Here is a 12,142-nt window from a genome sequence, read left to right as displayed (position 1 = left end):
TCCGCCTCCCTACGATGTCATCGATTGAAGCTGTTGTTCATTTACCGGCAGCTCGTGCAAGTGACGGAACAACTGGTTCAGCATCGCCAGCTGCGCTTCCTTCTGCTCCGGTTGAAGATCCAGCAAATCGTTCATCATCTTCTCTACGATGTTCCGGTATTTCTCTGCCTTGGCCAGGTTGAAATAGGACCATCCCGAGCGCAATCTTAGAAAATCCGCTGGGGTTACGGTCATTTCCTCCTCCACCGAGTAGGTGAGCTGAGCGTGAAGCCACTGAAGCTGGGGCGGAATGTTGAGTCGTGCGGATTCAGGCAGCCGCTTCACAATCCGCAGCGCATTGGAGCCGTACAGGTCCACCCACTCCTGCATCGTTTGCCCGTCCACCCCAGCGGCGATCCCATCCTGGATCATCTGCCGCTTCCAGTCTTCATACGATACGCCCTCCGGCCGTTCCCCGCCGCTAATGGTGATCTTGTCGGTAGAGCATGACGGATAAGCTTTCCCGCCGGACTGCTGCAATCTCCCGGCCACCAGATCGACCACCTTCTCCGCCATTTTGCGAAATCCGGTCAGCTTTCCTCCGGCAATCGTTATGAGCTGGCTGTCGGAGATGAAAATTTCATCCTTGCGCGACAGCTCGGAAGGGCCCTTGCCTTCTTCATAAATCAGCGGACGAAGTCCGGCCCAGTGGGATCGGATGTCACGCTCCGTCAGCTTCACAGCCGGAAACATCGCATTAACGGCCCGGATCAAATAATCGCGGTCCTCCTGCGTCATGCGCGGTTGATCTATCGAAGCCGAGTAGGCGGTATCCGTCGTGCCGATATAGGTGATATGCCCGCGCGGGATAACGAACACCATCCGGCCGTCCGGCGTATCGAAGTACGCTGCCTGATGAACCGGCAGCCGGTGGCTGTCGACGACAAGATGGACGCCTTTGGTCAGAAAGAGCCTCTTGCCCTTCAACGAACCGTCGATGCTGCGAATCTCGTCTGCCCATGGACCCGCGGCATTGACAATATGCTTGGCGCGAATCTCGTGATGACGGCCGCTGATCCGGTCATGGACGGTGACGCCGGCCGCTCTGCCGTTCTCATACACGAAATCCGTTACCTCTGTGTAGTTGACGGCCTTCGCCCCGCGCTGACAGGCTGTTTTCATGATGTCGAGCGTCAATCGGGCATCGTCCGTACGGTACTCGAAGTAGAGCCCTCCTCCCTTCAGACCGTCTTTTTTCAGCAGAGGCTCCAGCTCCATCGTCTGCTTCCGGCTCAGCATTTTGCGCCTTTCCTTCCGCGCAACGCCGGCCAGCCAATCGTAGACGTACAAGCCGATCGAAGTCGCCAAATATCCGTAGGTGCCTCCCTTATAGACGGGAAGCAGCATCGGAGCCGGAACGACGAGATGCGGAGCGTTTTTGTACAAAATCGCCCGTTCTCTTCCGACCTCCTGCACGAGCTTGACATCGCCTTGCTTCAAATACCTCAATCCGCCATGAATCAGCTTGGTCGAACGGCTGCTTGTTCCGGATCCGAAGTCGTTCTTCTCCAGAACGCCTACTCTCATCCCGCGGGTTGCCGCATCCAATGCTATCCCCGCGCCGGTTATTCCGCCCCCGATCACCAGCAGATCCAACGGCGTCTCCTGCTCCATTGCCTTTAAAACCGTTTCCCGGCGTTTCGCCGAGAACGATGATTTCCCTTCCACTGGACTCGCCTCCAACACACTTTTTCATACAATTTGCTTGCAAAAAATAAAAACCTCCATGAAAAAGAACAACCGGGTATATTCCGGCTGCACTTTTCCAAAGAGGTTTCTCCATTTGTCTCATCCCGCTTTGAATCGCTGCAGTCATTTCATAATATTCAGTTGGCGAGTGTATATGAGTCGGCATGTACGACTCCGTGACTATTCGAATATCACCACAATTGCGACGTGCCTGCCGATACCGCCAAGGCGCCGGCTCTGAGCGCTTCGTCAATCTCCTCTTGATTGCCCACCAGCCCTCCGGCAATAATCGGAAGCGGTGTCATATTCGTCATCTCTCTAACAATGCGGGGCATGATGCCCGGCATAACCTCTATCGCATCCGGCTGGCTCTGCTCTACCGCTTTGATGCCTCGCGCTACGGCGCTGCGGTCGATTAGAAATATGCGCTGGATGGCCATCAGCTGCAAATCCTTGGCTACCCGGATCAGATTGCTCTTGGTCGATATGATGCCCGTTGGTTTGACATTTTGGGCCATATAGGCAACCCCGCTCTTGTCGGGCGCTATTCCATCGATAAATTCCATGTGAAGAAACACATGCTTTCCTGCGCTTTTGACTCGATCCACCAGTTCTTTAATATTGAAAATGGAGCCGGTCAGCAAAAATACGATATTGACATCACTTTTCAATGCCAGCTCCAACTCTTCTTCTCTCTGGACGGCTGCGATAGTTTGATGTTCGACCAAATCGACGATCGGATACATACGTCCCCCCCTTTCAAAAGGTGACCCTATTATATCACGGATTATCTACAACCGGACGATTTCTTTAATGCTTGGCACGATATGTTTCGGAGGAGAAGGTGCGAGCGCCGCCATCTCTGCCGTAGCCACTCCGGTCAGCACCAGCACCGAAGCCATGCCTGCATCATTGCCCATTTTGATGTCCGTTTCCAGTCGATCGCCTATCATGAAGCAATCCTCGTATTTCAGCCCCAAATGCTCGACGGCGGCTTGCGCCGCAATAAGCGAAGGCTTGCCGACGACCAGATCGATCGCCTTGCCGGTCGCAGCTTCCAAAGCCGCGATGAACGTGCCCGTATCCGGAATTTGTCCGTTATCGAGCGGACAGGTGGCGTCCGGGTTGGAGGCAATGATTTTGGAGCCGCGAATGGCCGCCTGATACACAACATTCAGCTTATCGTAGGTGAATTGACGATCCCAGGAAAGCACGACGTAATCCGGGTTGCTGCTGTCCTCGGTCAGCTCGATTCCATGCTCCCTCAGCTCGTCGTAGATCGGCTCCTCGCCGATGACAAACACTTTATCTTCTTTGCTTACTCTCTTCTGCAAATACCTCGCAACGATCAGCGAAGAGTTCAGCACGTCCTCCACCGATGTAGGAATTCCCATCTTGGTCAGCTTATCGGCGTACGATTGTCTGGTTGCGATCGGCTTGTTGGACAAAAATACAACCTTGTCCCCGCGCTCCCGCAAAATCCTTATCGCCTCGGCCGCCCCATCGATCATTTTATCGCCCAAATAGACGGTTCCATCCAGATCAAATACATATCCTCTCATGTCGTTCTTCCTCGCTTTTAGTTCAAATACGCCGCCCTTACAGCCACGAATCCACCCGCATTACGATGAATCCAGGCTTAACAGACACAAGCTTCCGGAATATCCGTATAACACAAAAACCCCTATCCACAGTAAACACACCTCTCCTGACGAGAAAGGCATGATTACGGATAAGGGTTTCTCCATTTACTCGAACCTACCGTAGTTCAATGCATTGAATTGATATGAATTATAGAACTGAAAGCGCTATTTGTCAACGAAAAAAAATAACCGGTAATTATTCGGCGAGCAGCAGCTGCTCCGTACGGTCCACAATGGAGTCTTCTTTCGTAAAATCATGATTCGACAGCATGACGATCACTCTTCCGCTTGCCGGAAACTGCCTGAATTTGCACCAATAGCCCGGCAGCCAGCCGCCGTGCCCCCTGCTTCCATCGCCATAAATGGACAAGCCGTAGCCGTAATGTCTGCCCTGCTCAATGAAAGCGTGAGGAGTGAACATCCGGCTTAGCAGCGGCTCCGATAGCAGACTGCGCCCGGAATACAACGCCTGATCCAGCTTCAGCAAATCTGCAGCGGTAGATACCATATTTCCGGATGCTTTGAAATTCTCCAGCTCGTGATATCTTGCCTTCACGAGCATTCCATTCCCGTCCTGCGAGTAGCCGCTCGCCAAACCGCGCACAACCCGGTCGGACGCTCCGAATCCGGTTCCGCACATTCCCAGAGGCTCCAGGATGCTGCGGCCAACAAACTGCTCGTAGCTCATCTCTGCGGCATGTTCAATCAGAAGCCCGAGCAGATTATAGCCGGTATTGCAGTACGACCAGCTTTCTCCCGGCTTAAAGCTTGACGGAACGTCCTGAATGAGCTCCAAAATATGCGCGTCCTTGTATAAAGTCCGTTCTGTGCCGTAAGCGTAGTCCGGCAGCTTCTCGAAGTCCGGAATGCCTGAAGTATGGGTTAATAAGTGATGGATGGTTATATCTCCGTTAAGCTGCGGGCCTAGCTCTATATAATCCCCAATGGGCCGGTCCACGTCGATCCGCTTCCGATCCGCAAGCATAAGCACCGCCAGGGCCGTGACGGGCTTCGTAATGGATGCAATATGAAACCGGGTATCGGGACGATTGGGCACGTCATGCTCGCAGCTTGCCATACCGTAAGCTTTATGAAAAAGAACCTCACCGTGTTGAGCGACCAATATCGTACCGCTGTATTGCTGTTCCTGAGCGTAGGTATCAAAATGAGTTTCCAGCTTCGCTTCCCATCGCTTCATCGTCGGTAATTCCTCCTTGCAAAATGCCGGCCTTCGGACGGCGATCTAATGTCACATTGGTAAAGCTTGCAGCCCTCCCGTGACGGAAATAGATTCGGGGCACTCTTTTTCCGACAAGGCAAACCGTCTCATAATGAATCGTATGCGTCCATTCGGCCGCCTCATCGACAGAGATGCAATCACTATCACCGGCACCGTATAAAACAACCTCATCTCCCACTGCCGTTTCCGGGAGCCCTGTCACATCAACCATCGTTTGATCCATGCAAATCCGGCCGACGATAGGCGCTCTGCGGCCTCTAATCAACACATAGCCGCGATTCGAGAGCGATCTGGCATAGCCGTCCGCATAGCCGACGGGCAGGACGGCGATCACCGTCTCCCGGGCCGGGACAAACGTCCCCCCATAGCCGATAGGCTGATTGGGAGGAATCCGTTTCAGCGAGGAAACCGCCGTTTTAAGCTGCAGCGCCGCCGTCAGCGCAACAGCGTCGTTGTTGGCTGCTGCTAAAGGGTGCAGCCCGTACATTGCGATGCCGATGCGCACCATGTCCAGATGCATCCAAGGAAACCGCAGCGCCGCCGCACTATTGCAGCAATGCTTGATAGGGATGTGCAGCCCTTCCTGCTTGAGCCGAATAAGCAAATACGCGAATTTGGAAAATTGGGCATAAGTGCAAACAGCGTCCTCCGCATCGGCGTCGGCAAAGTGCGTGAAAATCCCCTCAAGCCGGATTCCTGGAGAAGCCGCCGCTTTCTGTGCCAGCCGGATCGTCTCCTCCGCGTCCGTCAATCCCAACCGAGACATCCCCGTGTCGAATTTGATATGGATCACGGCCGTCTCCTTGAGATTTTCCGCACAAGCTGCCAGTGAATCCAGCATGTCCTCGGAAAATACGGTCAGCGCGATTCGCTGTCTCACCGCTGCTTCCAGCGAACGAGGCGGGGTATGTCCCAATACAAGGATCGGCTGTTCGATCCCGGCGTCACGAAGCTGCAGCGCCTCGTCAACGAAGGCAACCGCCAAATAATCCGCTCCGGCTTCCACGGCCGTTAAAGCAACCTCGACCGCACCGTGGCCGTATCCGTCCGCTTTGACGACCGCCATTAGACGGCATGAAGGCTGAAGATGCCGCTTCAGCCGGACGACATTCGAGTGGATCGCATCCAGCGACACCTCGGCTCGTGTATCCCGGTAACTATACATCTCCATGACTCCCTTATTTATGATCGTGCTGCAGCAAGCCGTTGTTGTTGCAGACTAAACGGCCTGCTCAACGGGAGCATAGTCGAACATGAGCGCTTGAGCAACCGCCTGGTGAGTAATCCTTCCGCCTGCGACGTTGACCCCGCTCCGCAATGCCGCATTGCTGGCGATCGCTTGCCCGACGCCGAGATTGGCCAATTGCAGCGCATACGGAAGCGTCATATTGGTCAGCGCCAGCGTCGACGTAGCCGGTACGGCGCCCGGCATGTTTGCCACGGCGTAATGGAGCACGCCGTGCTTCAAATAGACGGGATCATCATGAGTCGATATGCGGTCGGCCGTTGCGACGATGCCTCCTTGATCGACAGCGATATCGACGATGACCGAGCCCGGAGCCATCGAACGGACCATCGCTTCCGTTACCAGCTTCGGCGCTTTGGCGCCGGGAATCAATACCGCTCCGATCACCAGATCGGATTGCTCCACGGCTTGGGCAATATTGCCCGGATTGGACATTAACGTCTGGATGCGTGGTCCGAATACGTCATCCAAATAACGCAGCCGGTCAGCGCTCAGATCAATGACCGTAACGTCGGCGCCTAGGCCGACAGCGATTTTGGCCGCATTCATCCCTGCTACGCCGCCGCCGATAATCGTCACCTTCCCCCGCTTCACTCCGGGAACGCCTCCAAGGAGGAGACCCTTGCCGCCATAGCGCTTCTCCAGAAACTGTGCGCCGATCTGAACCGACATCCGCCCGGCAATCTCGCTCATCGGGACAAGCAGCGGCAGTATGCCTCTCTGCTCCACCGTTTCATAAGCGATGGCGGTAACGCCCTGCTTCACCAGCTCACGGGCAAGCTCCGGATCGGCTGCCAGATGAAGATACGTGAACAGCACAAGGCCGCGCCGAAAATACCGGTATTCGTCCGCTATCGGCTCCTTCACCTTCATGATCATATCCGCAAATGCCCACACGTCCTCCGCCTGATCCGCGATTCGTGCTCCGGCAGCCGCATACTCCTCGTTGCTCAGTCCGCTGCTTGCCCCGGCACCGGTCTCCACCCATACCTCGTGGCCGTATTGTACCAGCTCTGCGACACCTGCAGGGGTCAGCGCCACGCGGTTCTCGTTGTTCTTGATCTCCTTCGGAATGCCGATTCTCATTGCCCATCCTCCTTGATTTTCATGAAATGAAGCTCATGAGAGGATTATAAAAGGTTGGAGAACGGTTGGCTTTGTTGAAATTACAGAAAATACAGGCTCTCATTTGTTGGAAATCAACAAGAGGGTTCCATCAGCTTTTCCAGCTTCAAATCGAGGTAAAGAGATACTTTTTGATCGACATTTTTCAAGTCGACGTCTCCGATTTCCGCGATTCGCTTCAAGCGGTAATTTAACGTGTTGATATGGACGTGAAGCGCTTCCGCCGTATCCTTCAGGCTGCTGTCCAGATTGAGAAACACCTCGAGCGTGTCCAGCAAGCAGCCGTTATGCTCGCGATCGTATTGTCTCAGCTTGTGCAAAATGCGATTTTGCAGACGGCGTGGCGGCTCCTTGTCGCTCAGCTGCAGCAGCAAATAACGGTACAACCCAAGCTCCTCGTAGGCGGATGCATCCCGGAGCGCTTCCGGAAACCGCTGCTTCAGCTGCAGCACAGCCAAGGCTTCCCGCCAAGCCGCTGCAACCAGCGTATAGTCGTCGTACTCGCTGCCGCTCGCTCCGTCATTCGGAGATACCCCGAACCGGTCCTCCATCTGTCTCATAAAATCTCGGATGAACCTGGCGTGGTCCTCCCGATCCGCTGCAAGCTTCGGATGCGCCGTCAGCATAATAAGCCGGGCGCCGTCCAGCACGTGCAAAATCACTTTGACGCGCTGTGTCGTTGTGATCATGTATTGAATGCGCTGATACATTTTTTCCGTAATGTCTTGTCCGAATTGGAATACGGTCACCTGATAGCGGGGCGGAAGCGAAATGTTCAGCTGCTCCGCTTGTTCTTTTATAGCAGCAGGGGATTTCAAGTGTCCTGTCAGCAGCTGCCAAAACAAATTTTGCTGGCCTTCCTCTTCCTTGCGCTTTTGGATTTGCAGCTGCAGCATTTTATGTCTGGAAGCCAGCGCGGCCCTCTTCAGCAGCTCCAGCTCAAGCTCGTTCAATGGCCCCCGGTCCGCTTCTTCCATGACCCAAATGTAACCAAGCACCTCATTGTGCTTGCGAATGGCTATAGCAATCCGTTGTCCGAGACCGACATCGTGAACCGCCCCGATCCGCACCGGCTCGTCACTCGACATCAGCTTCTGAATGACGCCGTTGCGCCAAAGCGCGCCGATGACCTGCTCCGGAACCCGTCTGCCGATGATCGTGGCGATGCGCGCCGGGTCGGTGTGGGGACTGTGGGAGCTGTAAGCTATGAGCTGATGGTTGGCGTTCTCAATAGTGACGGGACATTGAAGCGCTTCACATATGGCGTCCGCTAGGCTGATGAAGCTGTCAAAATGTCTGTCGAACGGGTCTTTCTCAATCCGCATATTGTGGCTTACTCCCCGTGCTTGTAGGATAAAAATCATTCTTATTTTACGGTACGCTTGGTTTTATAAGCAATACTCAGTATTGGATCCTCTAGTCGGACTTTCTAGACAAACGTTTAAATTCGGCATAAACCCATACGCTGATACAAGGGGAGGGAATTGGGTGTGGGATTCCGACCGCTGTTGAAGTCCGTGTTCCTTGATTTTAAGATTAGAGCGGTTGGAACACAGACTTCAAAGGCGGACGCTGCCGCTTCTCCAACCCTCACCCATTCCCTCTTTTTCTACGGCTTGCTTCCTTCGACATCCTTTACATGCTAACCCGTAGGGGTAGTTATGCTGTTGGTATTCCTGTATACCCGAACTGCTAATGTGGGGTTAGATGGTATCTCCGATTCTGGAATGACGCTGGAAAGGGATAAATGACAGTAATGCACAGGAAAGATGTCACTCGTCAGAATCCCGCTATATCTAGATCTAACCCATAGGGCGAATCCAATTTGTTAGTGCCTGTCCATTCGGGGCATTGCTCAAGTTGGTTCGGACAATGGATCCGCTATTTTCCCAAAAATGGTGCTATTTGAGTGGTGATCGAACAACAGATCCTTTATTTCGCGAAAATACACCTATTTTTCAGGTAAAAATAGCAAATAACGAAATCTCGGTCCGATCCCCTCCAAAAACAGCATCATTTCTGGAAATAGCGGATCTCCTGTCCGATCTTTGTAGGACTGACTGGAGGAGAAGCATACCCCACCGAAGTATCGATCAAAAGTTTCCTTTGGTTTCTCAATAAGATCGTTAACCGTAGGGTTCACCGTTAAATCGAATTCTCGGTTATCGGCAAAAAAAAGCCGCAAGCCCCGGACATAGCCATCCGAAGCATGCGGCTTCCTTTTATACAATATTGCTTAAGCTTGCGCTTCCTCCGCCTTATCGGACTCCGTAAAGCTGATGATGCTGTCGTCCACACCGGTTTCCGCCCCAAGATCCGGCTTGTCGTCCAATGTCACGACGGCCGCACGGGCTCCATGAAGCTCGAATACGACGATTTCATTCGTACCCTTTTTCAGCAAAGGACCCGGCACATAAAGCGCCTTTTGCGGCCCCCGCTCCCAATACCGGCCCAGGTTGAAGCCATTTATGAAGACAACACCCTTCTTCCATCCGTCCAGACGCATGAACGTGTCCGCCGTTTCCGATGCTTCGAACGTTCCTTGATAAAAGGCCGGTTCGTCCTTGTCGGGACGCGCTTCCGTCTCCTCATACTGCAGCTGGAGAGCGCCCTCGAGAGGCAAAGGATAAATTTCCCACCCGAACAAAAATTGATTGTCGAGACGGACTCCTTCCGTAATTCCTTTGTAGTCCTTCAACAACGGACCGTAATTAATGCGTCCCATATTTTCCACCAAAATCGTCAAGTCCGCACCTTCCGCAGGAATATCCACGTGCAGCGGCTGAGGATTCCACCGTTCTACGGCGCCGATGTAATTACCATTCAGGAATACTTGCGCCCGGTCGTGCACCTCCTGCAGATGCAGCTCTTGTCCGCGGCGGGGTCCCGATACACGGGTCTTGTACACGATAAAACCGTAGTTTTGCCCTACCTTCTCCATCGGCTCGGGATTTACCCTGCTTATCGGAGCGGATACGGAATCCAGCTGCTCGAACAATCCGGCGCGGCGTGTTAACCGGACCTCGCCGTACCGTTTGCGCGGAATCGGCTCCGGCAGCGGCGTTTCCTCGATGTTCACATATCGGGACAGCACTTGTTTAACGGCTTCATACTTGAGCGTAATGTCGCCCCACTCGGTCAGAGGAGCATCATAATCGTAGCTCGTAATGGTAGGCTCGTACGTTTTGATATGGTTGGCGCCGTTGTAGAAGCCGAAGTTCGTGCCGCCGTGGAACATGTAGAAGTTGACGGATGCGTCGGCAGCCAGCATGTCGTCCAGTACAGCCGCTACGTCAGCCGCATCCCTTGTATGATGCTCCTCCATCCAGTGATCGAACCAGCCGTTCCAATATTCCATGCACATCAGCGGCTCGTCAGGCCGGTACTCCTTGAACTTGGCGAACGATTCCGCAGGGCGGGAGCCGAAATTGACTGTAGCCAGCACGCCAGGCAGCGTACCGCCCTGCAGCATCTGGTCCGTCGGGCCGTCGGATGTGAACAGCAGGCAGTCGATTCCTCGATTCACGAGGCCTTGGCGCAAATAATCGAGGTAGGCGCTGTCGTTGCCGTAGCTTCCGTACTCGTTCTCGATCTGGACTGCAATGATCGGCCCGCCGTTTGTGCACAAAAGCGGCTTCAGCTTGGGCAGCAGCGCGTCATAGTAAGCATCCACCTTGCTTAAATAGAGCGGATCGATGCAGCGCAAACGCATGTCTGTATAGCCGAGCAGCCATGCAGGCAGTCCCCCGAACTCCCACTCCGCGCAAATATACGGGCTTGGCCGCACGATGACATGAAGTCCAAGCTCCCCCGCCAGTTGAACGAATCTCTCGATATCGGCAATGCCTTCGAAGCAGAATTGCCCTTCTGCCGGCTCATGAATGTTCCAAGCAACATAAGTCTCTACCGTGTTGAACCCGCATGCTTTTAGCTTCAACAAGCGGTCCTTCCAATATTCGGGCACTACGCGAAAATAATGGATAGCCCCGGAGACGATCCGAATCGGCTCTCCGTTTAGCCTAAATTGATTTCCGACAGCTTCAAACCGTACCGTCATATGCTCAACCCTCTCCTGATTTTGTTTTCATTGTAAGAAAAGCAGCGGAAAATCTGAATGACCAAACGTGTCGATTGTATAACCTTTTGTGCAATCCGCGAGAATGCGGTATAGTGAAGTCAAAATGTCATCAAGGAAAGGATGCGGCAGCGGATCATGGATCGGCAGTGGACATTCAAAAATTTCACCAATACGTTGCAGGTAAGCGGATGCCATTTCGGCATCAAGCCCCCGATGTGGTCGTATCCGAAGCACCATCATCACTTGATCGAATTGGTTTGCTGTCTGAGCGGTGAAGTGAAGCAGCAGATCGGGCAGGAAGTCGTGATTATGCGACAAGGAGACTGGCTCCTGGTGAAATCGGGCGTGAAGCACGAGACGATCAATGAGAGCGATGAGCCTTATGTATTTTTCAATCTTCATTTCGATCTGGACGATTCCGAAATGCGCAGGGCGCTAGGTGTGGAGTCTTATCAGTTCATTCCTGACCACCAAGCGGGAGGCAGCGAGCTGTCCTCCTACGTTAAGCAGCTTGAAGCGATTCTCGGCGGAAGTATCGCCGACGACCGTCTGCAAGGGATCCCCGCTGAGCAGCATGTCATCCTGGACGTGCAGCAGCGCCTTACGGTTCAGGCCACGATATTGCTGATCGTTGCGGAGATGGTTCGCCTCTTGAACGAGCGGCAAGTACTTGGTGCGGATCCCGGGCAGGACGCGACCCAATTCACCGCGGAGACCGCTCACCGGATGGAAGAGCTGCTGAGCGCGAATGTGTACTCCGATATTACCGTCAACGAAATGGCCAAGGCCATGAATATGAGCCGGTATCAGTGCTCTAAGGTATTTTCCCATATTTACGGCGTATCCCCGCGCCAATTTCTGAGCCAATTGAAGCTGAACGAAGCCAAGAAGCTGCTGGTCACGACGGACAAGTCGATTGCAGCGATAGCCGAGCTGCTCGGTTATCATTCGCCGACTCATTTCTCCCGGCAGTTCCGGCGTTGGACGGGACAGTCGCCGAACCATTTTCGCCCCAAGCATGCCATAGATCCGCCGCCCAAAAACGGTGAATGAGAAAAACGCTATCCTGTGTACCAAGCACG

General features: G+C 53.7%; 9 protein-coding genes. 1 reads left to right on the top strand and 8 read right to left on the bottom strand.

What is annotated here, in order from left to right; translation table 11 throughout:
- Window positions 1–9: 9 nt before the first annotated feature.
- The 8 genes from DVH26_RS13625 to DVH26_RS13590 form a co-directional block, all read right to left on the bottom strand.
- The gene (locus DVH26_RS13625) at window positions 10–1,707 is read right to left on the bottom strand and encodes a glycerol-3-phosphate dehydrogenase/oxidase (RefSeq protein ID WP_345774053.1); all 1,698 of its coding nucleotides are present in this window, start codon (window positions 1,705–1,707) and stop codon (window positions 10–12) included.
- Between the two features lie 212 nt (window positions 1,708–1,919).
- Window positions 1,920–2,474: a glycerol-3-phosphate responsive antiterminator gene (locus tag DVH26_RS13620; protein WP_239634225.1), complete on the bottom strand. Its 555-nt coding sequence runs from the start codon at window positions 2,472–2,474 to the stop codon at window positions 1,920–1,922.
- Window positions 2,475–2,519: 45 nt separating this feature from the next.
- Window positions 2,520–3,290, bottom strand: a complete 771-nt coding sequence (locus DVH26_RS13615) for an HAD-IIA family hydrolase (RefSeq protein WP_239634224.1) — start codon at window positions 3,288–3,290, stop codon at window positions 2,520–2,522.
- A 277-nt stretch (window positions 3,291–3,567) separates the two neighbouring features.
- Window positions 3,568–4,569 carry a serine hydrolase domain-containing protein gene (locus DVH26_RS13610; protein WP_239634223.1) on the bottom strand — a complete coding sequence of 334 codons (1,002 nt, stop codon included), beginning with the start codon at window positions 4,567–4,569 and terminating at the stop codon, window positions 3,568–3,570.
- The gene (gene alr / locus DVH26_RS13605; protein WP_345774052.1) at window positions 4,532–5,776 is read right to left on the bottom strand and encodes an alanine racemase; all 1,245 of its coding nucleotides are present in this window, start codon (window positions 5,774–5,776) and stop codon (window positions 4,532–4,534) included. The genes DVH26_RS13610 and alr overlap by 38 nt, the downstream gene beginning before the upstream one ends.
- A 54-nt stretch (window positions 5,777–5,830) precedes the next feature.
- Window positions 5,831–6,943 (bottom strand): alanine dehydrogenase, encoded by a 1,113-nt coding sequence (ald, locus tag DVH26_RS13600; RefSeq protein WP_239634221.1) that lies wholly within the window; start codon window positions 6,941–6,943, stop codon window positions 5,831–5,833.
- 113 nt (window positions 6,944–7,056) lie between these two features.
- On the bottom strand, window positions 7,057–8,307 hold the full coding sequence (locus DVH26_RS13595; protein WP_239634220.1) for a PucR family transcriptional regulator: 1,251 nt from the start codon (window positions 8,305–8,307) through the stop codon (window positions 7,057–7,059).
- A gap of 911 nt (window positions 8,308–9,218) precedes the next feature.
- Window positions 9,219–11,039, bottom strand: a complete 1,821-nt coding sequence (locus DVH26_RS13590) for a glycoside hydrolase family 35 protein (protein WP_239634219.1) — start codon at window positions 11,037–11,039, stop codon at window positions 9,219–9,221.
- Window positions 11,040–11,195: 156 nt separating this feature from the next.
- Here DVH26_RS13590 and DVH26_RS13585 point away from each other — a divergent pair, with 156 nt between their 5' ends.
- Window positions 11,196–12,113 (top strand): helix-turn-helix domain-containing protein, encoded by a 918-nt coding sequence (locus tag DVH26_RS13585; RefSeq protein ID WP_239634218.1) that lies wholly within the window; start codon window positions 11,196–11,198, stop codon window positions 12,111–12,113.
- The last annotated feature ends 29 nt before the right edge of the window (window positions 12,114–12,142 follow it).

This window comes from Paenibacillus sp. H1-7, assembly GCF_022354825.1.
Taxonomy (GTDB): domain Bacteria; phylum Bacillota; class Bacilli; order Paenibacillales; family NBRC-103111; genus Paenibacillus_S.
This window is presented reverse-complemented; position numbering and strand designations above follow the sequence as displayed.

Excerpts from the sequence above, each read along its gene's own strand:
- DVH26_RS13585 (WP_239634218.1), top strand. The coding sequence starts at position 11,196 with ATGGATCGGCAGTGGACATTCAAAAATTTCACCAATACGTTGCAGGTA.
- DVH26_RS13610 (WP_239634223.1), bottom strand. The coding sequence starts at position 4,569 with ATGAAGCGATGGGAAGCGAAGCTGGAAACTCATTTTGATACCTACGCT.
- DVH26_RS13595 (WP_239634220.1), bottom strand. The coding sequence starts at position 8,307 with ATGCGGATTGAGAAAGACCCGTTCGACAGACATTTTGACAGCTTCATC.
- DVH26_RS13620 (WP_239634225.1), bottom strand. The coding sequence starts at position 2,474 with ATGTATCCGATCGTCGATTTGGTCGAACATCAAACTATCGCAGCCGTC.
- ald (WP_239634221.1), bottom strand. The coding sequence starts at position 6,943 with ATGAGAATCGGCATTCCGAAGGAGATCAAGAACAACGAGAACCGCGTG.
- alr (WP_345774052.1), bottom strand. The coding sequence starts at position 5,776 with ATGTATAGTTACCGGGATACACGAGCCGAGGTGTCGCTGGATGCGATC.
- DVH26_RS13615 (WP_239634224.1), bottom strand. The coding sequence starts at position 3,290 with ATGAGAGGATATGTATTTGATCTGGATGGAACCGTCTATTTGGGCGAT.
- DVH26_RS13590 (WP_239634219.1), bottom strand. The coding sequence starts at position 11,039 with ATGACGGTACGGTTTGAAGCTGTCGGAAATCAATTTAGGCTAAACGGA.